The sequence below is a fragment of the Pseudomonas sp. P4_C1 genome, from assembly GCF_056402155.1.
Genome location: NZ_JBFUHY010000009.1, coordinates 1 through 15912, shown reverse-complemented (window position 1 = coordinate 15912; position 15912 = coordinate 1). Strand labels below are relative to the sequence as shown.

Below are 15912 nucleotides of genomic sequence, written 5' to 3'. Positions count from 1 at the left end.
ACCCTCTGGACATGTTTTGTAAAGTTTGCGCTGGTCGAGTTAATGGTCCATGACAGCACCAAGTCAGTCGTGTGACAGCGCTTATCAGCCTGCCCGGGTGTAGACTGGCGGCCTGATACGGGAGACCCGCGATGAGACCGATCCTCACGCTCCGCCAATACAGCCACGACCTGATCGTCCACAGCCACGACCACGCGCAATTGGTGTTCGGGCTTTCGGGCGCCCTGGATTTCGAGGTTGACGGCCGTGGCAGTCAGGTGGTGCAGCAGAGTTTCGTGGTGATACCGTCAGGCGCTCATCATGCGTGCGGCAGCCCCAATGGCAGCCGCTGCCTGGTGCTGGATGTGCCCGGCGAACAATGGGTTGCCCAGTCGTTGGGCGATCACGCCGAGTCCAGCCGGCGCTTGCTCGACAACGCCGGCCGCCTGTCACTGGATGCCGGGCAAAGCCAATTGGTCAGTTGGCTGGCGAACAGTCCGGTCGATGATCCGCTGATTGCACAACAAGGCGCGGTGCTGCTACTGGCCAGTCTCAATAACGCCAGGCCCGAGGCCGTCGGCGGCCGGCGCCTGCCCTATGCCGCGCTGAATGCACACATCGATCAGTACGCGGCGTACCCACTGCAAGTGGCCGATCTGGCCCGGGTGGCTGGCCTTTCCAGTGCCCGATTGCATGCTCGATTCGTCGCCGAATGCGGGCAGACGCCGATGGACTACATCCGCAGCCGACGCCTGCACATCGCGGTGGGCTTGCTGCGCAACTCGGCGCTGCCCATCGGCGAGATTGCCAGCCGCGTCGGCTATAGCTCCCAGAGTGCCTTTGCGGCGACGGTGTTGCGCGAGTTCGGGGCATCGCCCGGGAAACTGCGGCGCGAGGCTGGCGACAAAAATCGCTAGTTTGCCGACAGACTTGATGGGCGATTACGCGCTTCAATGATGCCTCTGTTCATTTGTCGTCAAGGATTGCAATGACTCCCCGTACCGCCCTTGGCGCCTTGCATATCGGCGCATTGATGTTCGGTCTGACCGGCGTGTTCGGCAAACTGGCCGCCGCGTCACCGGCGATCATCGTTTTCGGCCGCGCCGCTTTTGCCGTGCTCGCGCTGGCGTTTTTTGCACGGTTCGCCAGCCAGACGCGCTGGCAGAAACTCGAGGCCGTGGACTGGCGTCGACTGCTGCTCAGCGGCTTGTTGCTGGCCGGGCACTGGGTGAGTTTCTTCATTGCGGTGAAAGTAGCAGGCGTGGCGATTGCGACGCTTGGCTTCGCCAGTTTCCCGGCCTTTACCGTGATCCTCGAAGGGCTGATCTTCCGCGAGCGCATTCGCGCCAATGAGATCGTGCTGGTGCTGCTGGTGAGTATCGGGCTGGTGCTGGTCACACCTGATTTTGACCTGGCCAGCGGCGCCACCACAGGTCTGCTGTGGGCCGTGGGTTCCGGGTTGTTGTTCGCCCTGTTGTCGCTGACCAACCGTGCCAGCTCCGGGCGCGTCCCGCCCGTGCAGGCAGCGCTGTGCCAGAACGTGGTGGTTGCCCTGTGCCTGCTGCCGGTGGCGGCGCCTCAATTGAGCGAAGTGCGTGCCATCGACTGGCTGTGGATCGGCCTGCTCGGTGTGTTCTGTACCGGTGTCGCCCACAGCCTGTTCGTCGCCAGCCTCGCGGTGATCAAGGCACGCACCGCCGCCGTGGTGTTCGCCCTGGAGCCGGTCTACGGCATCACCGTCGCGTGGCTACTGTTCAACGAAAACCCCACCCTGCGCATGTTGCTGGGGGGCGCGCTGATCATTGTGGCGATTGTGGTGTCCAGCAGGTTCTCGACTGGCACAAGCAAGAAAGCCGTTACAGCCGAGGCCGCGTCTCACTGAGTGCGGTCGTTGTGCCCCAGGTCGCGGTCCGGGTCGATCTGATCACGGACCCGCTGCTTGAGCACTTTGGCCTCAGGAAAGCCACCGTCCGCCTTGCGTTCCCAGATCTGCACGGCGTCACAGTAAATATGAAAGACCCCGCCAGTGCCTGGCACCAGGGAGACTTTGCCCAGGTCATCACCAAAGGTGCTGAGCAGTTCCTGGGCCAGCCAGGCCGCACGCAACAGCCACTGGCATTGCGTGCAATAGGTGATGACAATTTCCGGTTTGCTGACGGTCATGATGGGGCGTAACTCCAGAGTTTGACGACGCCGCTATGATAGCCCGACCGGAGGCTGCCGGGACGGCGAAGCGGGTTGCGCCTCCAATTCGAACGCAGGCTCGATCATGGCCAGAGCAGCCGACTGCTGGTTCTCGTTTGGGCTGATCACGTCCCAACTCGACACCATGGACAACTCCTCCAGGTTGAGCCGGTACTCATCGTCAGCGACGGATTCGCCAGACATCGCCAAATCCGCAACCACTGCCACCGCAGCAGCGACCGGGATGGAATGACGGCTATCGACCCGTTCAAGCTCATCGTTGGCCGGCACCCCGCCGCGATGCACTGCGGCCGGTTGCATGACGGGGGGCCACATCACTGGCTCGGTAAAGAGCTCAGCCAGCGGTTCATGCTGCGACGGCACAGCCTCTGACACTGTGTCTCGATGCTGCCAGCGGCGAAAAAACCAGCCCAGCGACAGCAACGCCATCAGCGCTGACACGCCGGCAATCGGCAGCCAGCCAATCCCGGGGTTTTCAGCAATGGCGGGGGGTGGCGTCACCGCATCGGAAGCAACGGGTTGCGTCTTTACCTTCTTGAGCTCCGCCAGTTGGGTGTGCAGTTCAGCCAACTGTTTTTTCTGGTCGGCGATCAGCTCATCCTGGCTTTGAAGCTTCGCATTGAGCTCATCGACAGTGGTTTGCAGCGAGTGGTTTTGCAGGGTGCTGGCGGCCAGTTGTTCGACAGCGGGATCAACCACGGCGACGTCCGGTTCTGGCGTCGTCTTTGTCACGGGTGACGGCGCCATGTCCGGTTGGACACGGGGGAATGCGGACGTCGGGGACCGGAAAACCGGTTCATCGGCGGCGGGAACAACGCCTGGCGCACCCGGAGGATCGATCAGCACCGTGTACTCACGCAGCAATCGCCCATTAGGCTGATTGATCTGCACGAGAAAATTCAGGAAGGGTTCACTGACCGGCTTGCTGGAGGTCACCTGGATAACGCTGCGATTACCACGCAGGACCGGAGTGAACTTCAGGTTATCGAGGAAAAATACCCGGTCGACCCCGGCACGGCTGAACTCGTCTGCCGTTGCCAGGCTCACCGACAGTTCGTTCTCCTCAAGGCCAGCCGCATCCACCAGTGCGATATCGGCACGCAGCGGTTGATTCAGCGCCGAATGCAGGGTGATTTCACCCAGGCCCAGCGCAGGCGCCCATGCCGAATAAGTGACAGCGGCCCCGGCCAGTAACCACTGAGAACCACCGCGTAAAACCAATCGCCAACACTTGAGCATGAGCATCCTTGAGATCTACAGAAACTACCCGTACGCATTCGTACATCCGTTACGAACACGATATCGCCGAGTAGTTCTTATAGTTTGCCCAATGCGGTCTCTCAAAAACCTGGCGTTCGGTTATGCCTCAAGACTTTTCAAGGTTGCCCAGGATGTGCCCGTGAACCCGCATGCACACCTTCAAGTCCGCTTCATCGACGCCTTCGAACAGTTCGTGACGCAGTTGCGTGGCAATGGTTTCAATTTGTTCGATCAGGGGACGCGCCGGCGCGCAGAGCACGATTTTCTTTGCCCGACGGTCTTCCAGCACGGCCTGGCGTTGCACCAGGCCCTGGCTTTCCAGGCTGTCGAGTAAACGGGCCAGGGTCGGGCCTTCGACGCCGACGCTTTGTGCCAGTTCTCGCTGGGTCGGTGCTTCATCGAAACGTGCCAGGTGCAGCAGCACCAGCCAGCGCGCCTGGGACAAGCCCATGCCCGCCAGACGGCGGTCCAGTTCGGCACGCCAGCCGCGGGACATCTGGGCCAATTGCATGCCAAAGCGGTGTTGATCGGTTAACGGCATAAAACACTCAAGATTAGACTGAAATAAATAAAAACTAATTATTAGTCAGCTAAGCATGAGCCTCGACTTGAGGCAAGGCTTGATCTGTACTGAATCGTTACATCAGCGCTACAGATGTCTCAAATCTCGAACTCCGACTGCAAGGCAGCACGAACGCAGTACAAAACCCCTTCCGGTACCCTGCCCGCGAACAATGCGGCGATTTCGGAAACCGCCGGCAATTCGCCTTCGCCGTCGAGAAAGGCGTCCTGCACTTCACCCATCAGGTCTTCAGGCAGATCCAGTGCCTGTTCCAACGACAACTGCTGCTTGCCAATCGCTTCGGCCAGCATGGTGTAGACGTTCTTTTCCGAGCACTGCAACTGACCGGCGATCTGCACCGGCGTCATCCCGGCCCGCGCCAGAGTGATCAGTTCGTGACGCACGTCGGCCACCGCTTTCGGCGCCTCGACCTGGCCGCCGAGCACCTCGAGGAAGGCCTCGCCGTAGCGCTCCAGCTTGCGCGCGCCGACGCCGCTGACCCGGGCCATTTCCGCCAGAGAAGTCGGCTGGCTGCGCAGCATCTCCAGCAGGGTCGAGTCGGGAAAGATGACGTACGGCGGTACGCCATGTTCTTCGGCGAGCTTGCGTCGCAGGGCGCGCAAGGCTTCCCATTGTTCGCGCTCCTCGCCACGGACCAGCTGGCTCGCCTGGCTCTTGCTGCTTTTCGCCACGGTTTGCGCCTTGAGGTCGCGGCGCAGCTCCAGGGTCACTTCGCCCTTGAGCAACGGCCGGCAACTGTCGCTCAGGCGCAGTCCGCCATAGCCCTCATGGTCGACATCGGCCAGCCCGCGAGCCACCAATTGGCGGAACAGGGAGCGCCACTCGCCTTCGGCCCTCGCCTTGCCGACTCCAAACACCGACAGATGCTGATGACCGAAATTGCGGACCTTTTCGTTGTCCTTGCCGAGCAGTACATCCACCAGGTGCCCGACCCCGTAGCGCTGACCGGTGCGGTAGATCGCCGACAGCGCCTGACGCGCAGGCTCGGTGGCATCCCAGGTCTGCACGCCGTCGACGCAGTTGTCGCAATGGCCGCAAGGCTCGGGCATGTCTTCGTCGAAGTAGGCCAGCAGCGTTTGCCGACGGCAGCGGGTTTCTTCGCACAGCGAGAGCATGGCGTCTAGCTTGTGCTGCTCCAGGCGCTTGTGGCGCTCGTCGCCTTCGGAGTTCTGCAGCATCTGCTTGAGCATCACCACGTCTTGCAGGCCGTAGGCCATCCAGGCATCCGCCGGCAGACCGTCACGGCCGCCACGACCGGTTTCCTGATAGTAGGCTTCAAGGGATTTCGGTAGATCGAGGTGGGCGACAAAACGCACGTTGGGCTTGTCGATGCCCATGCCGAACGCCACCGTCGCAACCATGATCAGGCCTTCCTCATTGAGGAAGCGTTTCTGATGGTAGGCCCGCATATCGTTGGGCAGACCAGCGTGGTACGGCAGCGCCGGAAAGCCTTGTTCGCTGAGGAACGCGGCGACTTCCTCGACTTTCTTGCGCGACAGGCAATACACGATGCCGGCATCGCTACGGCGCTCGGCGAGGAACGCCAGCAACTGCTTGCGCGGCTGCTCCTTGGGCACGATGCGATAAAAAATGTTCGGCCGGTCGAAGCTCGACAGGAAGCGCTCGGCGTCTTGCAGGTGCAAACGGGTGACGATTTCTTCCCGGGTGCGCTTGTCGGCCGTGGCGGTCAGGGCGATGCGCGGTACATCGGGGAACATTTCCGCCAACTGGCCCAGTTGCAGGTATTCCGGACGGAAATCGTGGCCCCATTGCGACACGCAGTGTGCTTCGTCGATGGCGAACAAGGCGATGTCCAGCCCCTGCAGAAATGACAGCATGCGCGGCTGGACCAGTCGTTCCGGTGCCAGATAGAGCATTTTCACTTCACCGCGGCGGATACGGGCGGCGAGGTCGCGCTGCTGCTCGGCGCTGAGGGTGGAGTTCAACGCGGCGGCGGCCACCCCCAGCTCTTCGAGGGTGGCGACCTGGTCGTCCATCAGTGCGATCAGCGGCGAGACCACCACCGCCAGGCCTTCGCGCAACAGCGCCGGGACCTGGAAACACAAGGACTTGCCGCCACCGGTAGGCATCAGGACCAGGGCATCGCCACCACTGGCCACACGCTCAATGATTGCACCCTGGCGGCCACGGAAACTGTCGTAGCCGAAGATGTCCTTGAGGACGCGTTGAGCCTGTTCGAGCATAGAAACTCCAAAAATCACCGAAACATCCCTGCAAGGCTGGTTCAGAACCCGCGATGCTGCACCGACAAATCGTAAGTGCGCATTGCATGACGCTTCACATCTCAGCCGTGACGCCAGCAGGGCATCACAAAACGCGCGAGTATACCCGAGCCCCGTCCGGCAAAGGGTGCCGCTGATAAGACACCGGCTAACCTGATTTGCAAAAAAACTGTGGGAAACCTGTGGGAGCGAGCTTGCTCGCGATGAGGCCATCACAGTCAACATTGATTTCGCCTGAACCACCGCCATCGCGAGCAAGCTCGCTCCCACAGAGATACCGCTTGACCGAACTGTATGGGGGGCAGCGCCCACAAACGGGCAAATATGCCGTGCGGCTGGCCCAAGTGCTCAAGAAGGCCTAGAATTCCCGCATCGAACATTCCCCAAGGTAGTCCTTTAATGTCCTTCGCTGAGCAACTAACCCGCCTGCAAGTCTTCCTCGACGCTGATGAACTGCATGACGAGGCGCTGGACTACGTGGCCGCCCACGGCTACCTCACCGCGCTGTCGATCTGCTCCGAAGTGGTTCCCGACCGTGAATGGATCGACGCCCTCTTCGCCGAAGAGCCGCACTACAGCGGCGAAGCCCAGCGCGAAGAGATCGAAGCCACGCTGATCGGCCTCAAGGCCCACATCGCCCGCCAACTGGCCTCCGACGAAGAGTTCGAGCTGCCGTGCGACCTTGACCTGGGCGACGATCCGGATGATTCCGAACTGCGCGGCTGGTGCATCGGTTTCATGGAAGGCGTGTTCCTGCGTGAAGAAGCCTGGTTCGAAACCGCCGAAGACGAAGTCAGCGAAATGCTGCTGCCGATCATGGTCGGTTCGGGCCTGTTCGACGAGCAACCGGAGTTCTCCGACATTGCCGCCGATGCCAACCTGATGGACGACATGATCGTGCAGATCCCGGAAGCCCTGACCGCGCTGTACCTGCTGTGCAACGCGCCAGACGAAAAACCGGCGATTCTCAAGCCACGTCACCACTAAGGTTCTGCCTATGGACAACCCCATAGGCAACCGCCCCCTGATGTTGCGCTACGTGCTGCTGGCCATCGGCTGGCTGAGCGTAGCGCTGGGGGTGATCGGGATTTTCCTGCCGGTATTGCCCACCACCCCTTTTCTGCTGCTGGCGGCGGCCTGCTTTGCCCGCAGTTCCCCGCGCTTCTATCAGTGGCTGGTTGAGCATCCCCGGCTGGGGCCATGGATTCGCGACTACCTCAACGGCAATGGCATTCCGCTCAAGGGCAAGGCCTACGCCATCGGCCTGATGTGGGCGAGCATCCTGTTCTCCTGCTATCTGGTGCCGCGTCCCTGGGCACAGGGGTTCATGCTGACCAGTGCGGTGCTGGTGACCTTCTACATCCTCAATCAGAAAACCCTGCGCAAATCCTGACCACAAAAAGCTCGGTGAGCGCCTGTCGGCCGACGACCTGCCCTCCCCCCGCAAAAACTCCACCTAAACTTCACCCATCCACACTCGAGCAGCCAGACATGGCCCGCAGTCTGCGTAGTCCAGGATGGCCAGCGCTCCGACTTCGGCTCGGCGGCTGGATGCTGCTGGCCGGTTTGCTACTGACTGCATTCAACGGGGTCCGTGCCGACCGGGATTTTTCACAGATTCTGCAAACCATTGAACAACGCTACGGCTCGCCGGGACCGGCGCGAGGCCGGATCGAAGCGTGGAGTCAAATGCTGCAGAGCACACGCGGCGCGCCTGAACCTGAGCAACTCAACGCGGTGAACCGTTTCTTCAATCAACAGCTGAACTTTCAGGACGACACGCGCATCTGGCAACAGACCGATTATTGGGCCACCCCCGTCGAAGCCCTGATCAAGGGCGCCGCCGACTGCGAAGACTATGCCCTGGCGAAATACTTCAGCCTGCGCCGACTCGGCATTCCCAGCGAAAAACTGCGCATCACCTACGTCAAGGCCCTGAGTCAGAACCAGGCGCATATGGTGCTGACGTTCTACAGCACCCCCACGACCGACCCGCTGGTACTGGACAACCTGATCGGCGATATCCGCCCCGCGTCCCAACGCAAAGACCTGCTACCGGTGTACGCCTTCAATGCCGAAGGCCTGTACCTGCCGGGCAAAAACGGCGGCCAGCGCAGCAACGACCCGAAAAAGCTGTCGCGCTGGCAGGACGTGTTGAAAAAGATGCAGGCCGAAGGCTTCGACATAGGGGACGGCTGACCGCCATGGCAAGGAGCGATGTATGACACTGCGTAAACAGCTGTTCCTGGCCATCTGCCTGTTCCTGTTGGTGGCGTTCAGCGGTAGTTTTTTTGCCAGCCTGGAAAGCTCCCGCGAGCAAACCCTCAGTCAGCTGCGCGCCCACGCCCAGGACGCAGCCACCGCGCTGGGGCTGTCACTGACCGCACAGGTCGATGACCCGGCCATGATGGAGCTGATGGTCAGCTCGATTTTCGACAGTGGCTACTTCAGCAGCATCCGCGTCATCAGGCTCAAGGATCAGCAAACCCTGGCGGAGCGCAGCGCACCGACGAAAATCGACGGTGCGCCTGACTGGTTCGTCAACCTGGTCGACCTGCGCCCGGAAGGTGGYGATGCCTTGATCATGCGCGGCTGGGAACAACTGGCACGGGTCGAAGTGCTGAGCAATCCGCAATTTGCCCTGGCCAAGCTCTGGGACAGCACTCTCGGCAGCCTGATCTGGTTGTTGTTGTGCGGGCTGTTCAGTGCGGTGATTGGAGGATGGATGCTGCGTAGGCAATTTCGTCCACTCGACAGCATGGTCCGACAAGCTGAAGCCATCAGCAAACGCGAGTTTCTCAGCCTGCCAAAACTGCCGCGCACACCGGAACTGAAACGGGTGGTGCTGGCGATGAACCAGATGGTCGAGAAGCTCAAGGCGCTGTTCGCCGAAGAAGCCGCACGCAGCGAAAAACTGCGGGCCGAATCCTATCTGGACAGCCTCACCGGCCTGGCCAACCGGCGCCTGCTCGACGAGCAACTGGCCGACCATTTACGCGTGTGCGAACAGAGCCGCGATGGCCATTTGCTGATGCTGCGGATCAACGACCTGAACGGGCTCAACCAGCGACTGGGTGGCCAACGAACTGACACGCTGATCAGTGCCGTGGGCGAATTGTTCAAGCGCCTGACTCAATTGCCGGAGCGTCGCACCTGGCTGGCGGCACGCAATCGTGGCGGCGAATTCAGTCTGCTGACGCCGGGTCTGGACGCCCAAAGTGCAGCGCGTCTGGCCTCCGATGTCAGTGTCAGCCTGGAAAACCTGCGCCTGACCGGAGCCAGCGACTGCATGCCCGTCGCCCATCTGGGCGTTGTCGCCTATCGCCCCGGGGAGCCGATCAGCACTGTACTCCTGCGCCTTGACCAGGCACTGACCGAGTCCCGGCAGCATCCCGAGCGACCCTGGGTGCATTTGAGCCATCGTGACACCGCGCCGAATCACTCCCAGCATGACTGGCGCACCTGGATCGACGATGCCTTGACCGAAGGCAAAATGCAGCTGTACTTCCAGCCCGTCGTGCAATGCGCCGACACCCGCCAGGTGCTGCATCACAAAGTGCTCGCACGCCTGCTCGACCCACAGGGCGAGGCGATTGCCGCCGGGCATTTCCTGCCGTGGATCGAGCGTCTCGGCTGGTCGGCACGGTTTGACCTGGTGATGCTCGAGGCCGCGCTGGACGACCTGGTAGTCAACCGCAGGCCTTTGGCACTGAGCCTGTCCGATCGCACCCTGGGCGATCCAGTGCAGTGGCAGACGATCCTCGACCTGCTCGACTCCCTCCCGGATCTGGCACCACTGCTGACCCTGGAAATCGACGAGCGCCAATTGCCGTCACCCGAAGCACTACAACGCTTGAGCAGCAGCCTGCTCAAGACCGGTTATCGCATCGGCGTGCAACACTTCGGTGGGCGCTTCAGTCAGATCGGCAACCTGACCCAATTGGGGTTGGCGTACCTGAAAATAGATGGGGCCTACATTCGTAACATCGACGAGCAGACAGACAAGCGGATGTTCATCGAAGCGATCTTTCGCGCGACCCACAGCATTGATTTGCCGCTGATTGCCGAGATGGTCGAGACACGCGGGGAACTGGAAGCAATCAGGGAGTTGGGTGTATTCGGGGCCATGGGGCGGTTGATCGGGGCGCCAGAGCCGATGTGATGATAGGTACGTCGAGGTTCTGTAGCCACCGATAGGACATCGGCCTTTGACCCGGACAACAAAAAACCCGCCCCCTTCACAGGGATGGCGGGTTTTTAGTGGGCTTTCAGTTCACACGGTATCCACCTTCAACGAATGATCGTTGAGCATGCCGTTGATGATGGTCGCCGTGTCATGCCCGCCCGCGATCACCCCGCCCACCCCCGGCGTTACACCATAATGACTGGCGAGGTTGACGCCAGCCAGGTCGATGGTCTGGTTCGGCGCGGCGCCGGCCATGGCGCTGACGTCGATGCTGGTCACCGTCGACGGCCCGCTGCCGGTGACGGTGAAGTGCAGGTAGTCATCCAGTGAAGCCGTGGTGCCGCTCTCCCCTTGCAGCAGCTGCGACAGGTCGAGCTTGTCGGTGCCGGGGGTGAAGTCGGTGATCAAGTCATGGCTGCTGTTGCCCTTGAGCCACTGGAAGGTGTCGACCCCGGCTCCGCCGGTCAGGGTGTTGTTGCCCAGGCCGCCGATCAGCCAGTCATCGCCGCCTCCGCCGTTGAGCATGTCGTTGCCCAGGCCGCCGTTGATCACGTTGCTGTTGTTGTCACCGGTCAGGGTGTCGTTGAAGTTCGAACCTGTGAGGTTTTCGATACCGGTCAGGGTGTCCGAGCCCGCGCCCAGGGTGTTTTGCCCACCGGGCAGGCTGAGGTCGACCGTCACTCCGGCGGTGGCGTGGGCGTAACTGGCCGTGTCGATGCCCGTACCGCCATCGAGTATGTCATTGCCTGGGCCGCTGAAGAGCAAATCATTGCCGGTGCCGCCGTGCAGCTCGTTGTTGCCGGAGCCGGCAGTGAGCACATCGTTGCCGTCGCCGGCATTGATGATGTTGTTACCCGTGCCTGCCACCAGTACGTCATCCCCGCTAGTGCCGGTGAGGGTGTGGCCGTCCTGATAGCTGATGGTCAGGTTGGCCGAGTCGCTGCCGCCATGGTTGTCGTTGGCGGTGTAGGTGTCGTGGTAGTCCGGGGTGACGTCGTGTGCCCCGGCGTAGTTGACGGTCATGGTTAGCTGATAGTTTTCCGCCGCATTCGTATTGCCGTTACCGGGGTCGGTGATGTTGGTCATGTGGATCTGGTAAGTGCCATCCGCGCTTGCGGTGATGGTACCGCCATCGGCGATGCTGACGAACGCCCCGCCGTTGAGCGAATACTCCATCGTGACGTGCCCGGGGTCCAGGTTGTGATCGAGGTTGAGCGTCTCACCTTGTTTCAGCTTGACCGTGATGAGGTCTTCATTGTTGCCATTGGAGCTGTTCGCTTTGTCGAGATAGCCACTGACCACCAGCAGCGCCGTCATGGTCGCCGTGTTGGCCGCAAAGGCATTGCGCACGTCTGCCAGACTCTGGTTGGCAGGGTTGTTGTTGGTGCCGGTGAAGTTGATCGCGCCGGTGCCGGTGAAGTCCGCGCCCTTGGCTATCCAGCCGGTGTTGAAGGAGGTCGGTGTCGCCGAGAGTTGATCCCCATTGGGGTCAGTGTCGTTGGCCAGCAACAGTTCGCCCGGCACCACGACAGTGCCCGAGAGCACGTTGGTGATGACGTTATCATCGGCGGCCACTGGCGGTGCGTTCGGTATGACCTTGACCGTCAGGGTGGCGCTGGCCAGGTCGCCGTCGTTGTCGCTGGCGGTGAAGGCGATGTTTTCGGTGATCAACACCGATGTGGTTTTCTGCGAAATGTAGGCGTATTCACCGGTATCGAGATTGATCTGCAAGGTACCGCTGTTGCTGGTGGCAATGCTCAACGTGTTGTCCACGGTGTTGAACGTGCCGTGGTTGAGCCCGCCGCTGAAGCTCAGCGCGCCCTGATTGCTGTTGCCGCTCGGATCGTAGGTGTACGTGGTGCCGTCCACCGTGATGGTTTTGATGAAGCCGCCATCGGCGCCGAAGGTACCGCCCTCGCCCAGCAGCGAACCGGTTACCGGTGCGCCGATCACAGTGCCGGACAGCACCGAGTTGAGCTGGTTTAGGTCGGTCACCACCACCGCATTGGTGTCGGTGTGGCTGCTGCCGTCATAGGCCAGTGGATTGAGGTTGGCGTTGCTGACGCCGCTGCCCAGGCCGATCGCGTAGTTCTTGATGTCGTTGGCATCGAGGAAGGCTTTCAGAGCGGTCTCGTCGGCAGCGCCGATTTCCTGACCGGTGGTGGGCTTACCGTCGGAGAAGAAGTAGCCGACGTTTTGCGCACCGGTCAGTTTGCCCGAGGTGTTGAACGCGGTCTGCATGGTCAGCACGGCCGCGTCGTAGTTGGTATTGCCGTTCGCGCTGAGGCCGGCCAGCAGTGTCTTGGCGGTCGCTACATCGACCCACACCGAGGTCATGTCGGTGGCGCTGCTGCTGAAGGTGACAAGCTGCACTTTCACATCGCCGAGGTCGTCGTATTTATCCAGCAAGGCACTGATGGCCTGCTTGGCCAGATCCAGCCGTGACAGGTTCGACACGCCGGAAGGGTCGGCCATGCTGCCGGAGACATCGAGCACGATCAGCAGGTTGGAATCGATTTCCACCGCCGCCACCGAGCGATCCGTTGCCACTGCCTTGGGCACGTCATCGACAATGTTGACCACGATGGTGCTGGTGCTGCTGTTGCCCAGCGCATCGGTGGCCTTGTAGGTGAAGCTTTCACTCAGGCTGTTCGGCCCGTCGTTGGCATTCGGCGAGGTTTTCGGCGCCGAGGTGAGGGTGTAGGTGTAGGTGCCGTCGGGGTTGAGCAGGATTTGCCCGTAGGTGCCGGTGGCGCTGCCGACCAGGGTGTAGGTGAGCGCACCGCTGCCACCCGAGACAGATCCGACCAGGGTGCCGGACGCGGTTTCGCCCGTGTTGCCCGGGTCGCTGCCGGTGACCGTAGCGACGGCCAGGTCCTGCCCATCCATGCTCAGGTCGAGGGCTTTTTCGTAGACCGTCACGTCGCTATCGGGGTTGGCCTTGATAATGCTGTTGGTCACGTCGATGGTGATGGTGGTGGTGCTTTCATCGCCATCGGAATCGCGCACGGTATAGGTGAACGTATCGGTCACCCCCGCATCGCCGACCGAACCCGGGTTGCTGTGATACACCGCGTTGCCGTTGGCATCGAGGGTCAGGTAGCCATAGGTGCCATTGATCTGGTTGCCCAACCCGCCGATGGCCGACGTCGAGGTATTGCTACCGGCGCGCACGCCGACCACCGTCGCCGGACCATCGGCACCGCTGATGTCGTTGCCCAGCACACTGATGTTGACGGTGCCGCCCTCCACTACCGACGACGAGTCAGGTTTGGCGCTCGGCAGGTCATCGACGATGTTGACGTTGATCTGCCCGGTCGCCGGGTCGCCATCGGTATCGGTAGCGACGACGTTGAAGTTCTCGGTCAGGTTGTTGGCGCCGTTGGCAGTCGGGTGCCCCTCATTATCGTTGAGGGTGTAGCTGTAGCTGATCACTCCGGTGGCGGCGTTGAACCCGGTGATGGTCAGGGTGCTGCCCAGTGGCGTGACGGCCGTCAGCGGGAAGCCGGCGACCACACCACCGCTGACGACAGTGATGCCGCCGACGGTCAGGGTTTGCAGGCCATCGAGCGCGGTGACGGTGAAGGTGCCGTTCTGGGTCAGGGCAGGCGTGTTGGGGCTGCTGCCGTCGCTGAGGTTTTTCTCGTAGACCGTCAGCTCACCGCCATACACGATGAGGCCGTTGAGGGTCACCGGATCGTCGTTGTTGTAGACGTTGAGCACCAGGTTGGCGGTGCTGCTGTCGCCGTCCGCATCGGTGAGGGTGTAGGTGAAGGTTTCGCTGCCGTCGCCGCCGCCGTGCAACGCCTTGAAGTCGGCATCGCTGGTGTTGAGGGTGTAGGTGTAAGTGCCGTTGGCGTTGAGCACCAGGGTGCCATAGGTGCCGGTGAAGGTGCCGGGGGTGATCGGGCCGGCATTTTCTCCGAGCGKCACSCGGTCRGCGCCTTGCACGTCGTTGCTCARCACGTTGCCGTTGAGGGTCAGCAGGGTTTCCGAGGCCGTTGAAGCATKGCTGTCGTACACGCCATTGGGCAGGTCGTCGACGATGTTCACGTCGAGGCTGCCGGTGGCGGTGGTGCCGTTGTCGTCGACCACGGTCACGGCGAACTGTTCGGGCAAGGTGTTGGCGCCGTTGGCGGTTGGGTGCGCTTCGTTATCGTTGAGGGTGTAGCTGTAGCTCACGACACCGGTCGCCGCGTTGAACCCGGTGATGGTCAGCGTGCTGCCCAGTGGCGTGGTGATCGATTGCGGGAAGCCGGCGGCCACGCCACCGCTGACGACAGTGATGCCGCCCACGGTCAGGGTGGTGACGCCGTCGAGGGCGGTCACGGTGAAGGTGCCGCTCTGGGTCAGAGCAGGCGTGTTGGGGCTGCTGCCGTCGCTGAGGTTTTTCTCGTAGACCGTCAGCTCACCGCCATACACGTTGAGGCCGTTGAGGGTCACCTGATCATCGTTGTTGTAGACGTTGAGCACCAGGTTCGCGGTGCTGCTGTCGCCGTCCGCATCGGTGAGGGTGTAGGTGAAGGTTTCGCTGCCGTCGCCGCCGCCGTGCAACGCCTTGAAGTCGGTATCGCTGGTGTTGAGGGTGTAGGTGTAAGTGCCGTTGGCGTTGAGCACCAGGGTGCCGTAGGTGCCGGTGAAAGTGCCGGGGGTGATGGGGCCTGCGTTTTCACCCACGGCTACCCGATCGGCGCCTTGCACGTCGTTGCTCAGCACGTTGCCGTTGAGGGTCAGCAGGGTTTCCGAGGCCGTTGAAGCATTGCTGTCGTCCACGCCATTGGGCAGGTCGTCGACGATGTTCACGTCGAGGCTGCCGGTGGCGGTGGTGCCGTTGTCGTCGACCACGGTTACGGCGAACTGCTCAGGCAGGGTGTTGGCGCCGTTGGCGGTTGGGTGCGCTTCGTTGTCCACCAGGGTGTAGCTGTAGCTGACCACGCCAGTGGCGGAGTTGAACCCGGTGATGGTCAGCGTGCTGCCCAGCGGGCTGGTGATCGATTGCGGGAAGCCGGCGGCCACGCCACCGCTGACCACGGCGATACCGCCGACGGTCAGGGTGGTGACGCCATCCAGCGCGGTGATGGTAAACGTGCCGCTCTGAGTCAGGGCTGGTGCGTCCGGGCTGCTGCCGTCGCTGAGGTTTTTCTCGTAGACCGTCAGCTCACCGCCATACACGTTGAGGCCGTTGAGGGTCACCGGATCGTCGTTGTTGTAGACGTTGAGCACCAAGTAGGCGGTGCTGCTGTCGCCGTCCGCATCGGTGAGGGTGTAGGTGAAGGTTTCGGTGCCGTCGCCGCCGCCGTGCAACGCCTTGAAGTCGGCATCGCTGGTGTTGAGGGTGTAGGTGTAAGTGCCGTTGGCGTTGAGCACCAGGGTGCCATAGGTGCCGGTGAAGGTGCCGGGGGTGATCGGGCCGGCATTTTCTCCGAGCGTCACCCGGTCAGCGCCTTGCACGTCGT

General features: G+C 61.8%; 11 protein-coding genes. 6 read left to right on the top strand and 5 right to left on the bottom strand.

The window, feature by feature from the left end; translation table 11 throughout:
- Nucleotides 1-131 precede the first annotated feature (131 nt).
- Both AC1DU9_RS08455 and AC1DU9_RS08450 read left to right on the top strand, forming a co-directional pair.
- Nucleotides 132-896 carry an AraC family transcriptional regulator gene (locus AC1DU9_RS08455; RefSeq protein ID WP_223461265.1) on the top strand — a complete coding sequence of 255 codons (765 nt, stop codon included), beginning with the start codon at nt 132-134 and terminating at the stop codon, nt 894-896.
- A gap of 71 nt (nt 897-967) precedes the next feature.
- Complete coding sequence (locus tag AC1DU9_RS08450; RefSeq protein ID WP_223461264.1) at nt 968-1861, top strand: DMT family transporter; 894 nt, start codon at nt 968-970, stop codon at nt 1859-1861.
- Here the strand turns inward: AC1DU9_RS08450 and AC1DU9_RS08445 are convergent.
- From AC1DU9_RS08445 to recQ, 4 genes are all read right to left on the bottom strand, one after another.
- Nucleotides 1855-2142 carry an Rdx family protein gene (locus tag AC1DU9_RS08445; protein WP_108218586.1) on the bottom strand — a complete coding sequence of 96 codons (288 nt, stop codon included), beginning with the start codon at nt 2140-2142 and terminating at the stop codon, nt 1855-1857. The two genes, AC1DU9_RS08450 and AC1DU9_RS08445, sit on opposite strands and share 7 nt — an antisense overlap.
- 33 nt (nt 2143-2175) lie before the next feature.
- Nucleotides 2176-3423 carry a type IV pilus assembly protein FimV gene (locus AC1DU9_RS08440; protein WP_223461263.1) on the bottom strand — a complete coding sequence of 416 codons (1248 nt, stop codon included), beginning with the start codon at nt 3421-3423 and terminating at the stop codon, nt 2176-2178.
- Between the two features lie 127 nt (nt 3424-3550).
- Entirely contained in the window at nt 3551-3985 is a 435-nt protein-coding gene (locus tag AC1DU9_RS08435; protein WP_150724407.1) for a MarR family transcriptional regulator, read from the bottom strand.
- Nucleotides 3986-4104: 119 nt separating this feature from the next.
- Nucleotides 4105-6231 (bottom strand): DNA helicase RecQ, encoded by a 2127-nt coding sequence (gene recQ, locus AC1DU9_RS08430; RefSeq protein ID WP_223461261.1) that lies wholly within the window; start codon nt 6229-6231, stop codon nt 4105-4107.
- 438 nt (nt 6232-6669) lie between these two features.
- Here recQ and AC1DU9_RS08425 point away from each other — a divergent pair, with 438 nt between their 5' ends.
- The 4 genes from AC1DU9_RS08425 (at nt 6670) to lapD (ending at nt 10432) form a co-directional block, all read left to right on the top strand.
- Nucleotides 6670-7257 (top strand): UPF0149 family protein, encoded by a 588-nt coding sequence (locus AC1DU9_RS08425; protein WP_007975277.1) that lies wholly within the window; start codon nt 6670-6672, stop codon nt 7255-7257.
- A gap of 10 nt (nt 7258-7267) precedes the next feature.
- Nucleotides 7268-7663, top strand: coding sequence for a YbaN family protein (locus AC1DU9_RS08420; protein WP_223461259.1), 396 nt, complete (start codon nt 7268-7270; stop codon nt 7661-7663).
- A 98-nt stretch (nt 7664-7761) separates the two neighbouring features.
- On the top strand, nt 7762-8469 hold the full coding sequence (lapG, locus tag AC1DU9_RS08415; protein WP_457266081.1) for a cysteine protease LapG: 708 nt from the start codon (nt 7762-7764) through the stop codon (nt 8467-8469).
- Between the two features lie 22 nt (nt 8470-8491).
- Nucleotides 8492-10432: a cyclic di-GMP receptor LapD gene (gene lapD / locus AC1DU9_RS08410; RefSeq protein WP_223461255.1), complete on the top strand. Its 1941-nt coding sequence runs from the start codon at nt 8492-8494 to the stop codon at nt 10430-10432.
- A 111-nt stretch (nt 10433-10543) separates the two neighbouring features.
- Here the strand turns inward: lapD and AC1DU9_RS08405 are convergent.
- The coding region (locus AC1DU9_RS08405; protein WP_477809993.1) for an Ig-like domain-containing protein at nt 10544-15912 on the bottom strand (5369 nt) is incomplete at its 5' end.

Coding starts and splice junctions, on each gene's coding strand:
- AC1DU9_RS08425 (WP_007975277.1), top strand. CDS start 6,670: ATGTCCTTCGCTGAGCAACTAACCCGCCTGCAAGTCTTCCTCGACGCT.
- AC1DU9_RS08435 (WP_150724407.1), bottom strand. CDS start 3,985: ATGCCGTTAACCGATCAACACCGCTTTGGCATGCAATTGGCCCAGATG.
- AC1DU9_RS08420 (WP_223461259.1), top strand. CDS start 7,268: ATGGACAACCCCATAGGCAACCGCCCCCTGATGTTGCGCTACGTGCTG.
- recQ (WP_223461261.1), bottom strand. CDS start 6,231: ATGCTCGAACAGGCTCAACGCGTCCTCAAGGACATCTTCGGCTACGAC.
- AC1DU9_RS08445 (WP_108218586.1), bottom strand. CDS start 2,142: ATGACCGTCAGCAAACCGGAAATTGTCATCACCTATTGCACGCAATGC.
- AC1DU9_RS08440 (WP_223461263.1), bottom strand. CDS start 3,423: ATGCTCAAGTGTTGGCGATTGGTTTTACGCGGTGGTTCTCAGTGGTTA.
- lapG (WP_457266081.1), top strand. CDS start 7,762: ATGGCCCGCAGTCTGCGTAGTCCAGGATGGCCAGCGCTCCGACTTCGG.
- AC1DU9_RS08450 (WP_223461264.1), top strand. CDS start 968: ATGACTCCCCGTACCGCCCTTGGCGCCTTGCATATCGGCGCATTGATG.
- AC1DU9_RS08455 (WP_223461265.1), top strand. CDS start 132: ATGAGACCGATCCTCACGCTCCGCCAATACAGCCACGACCTGATCGTC.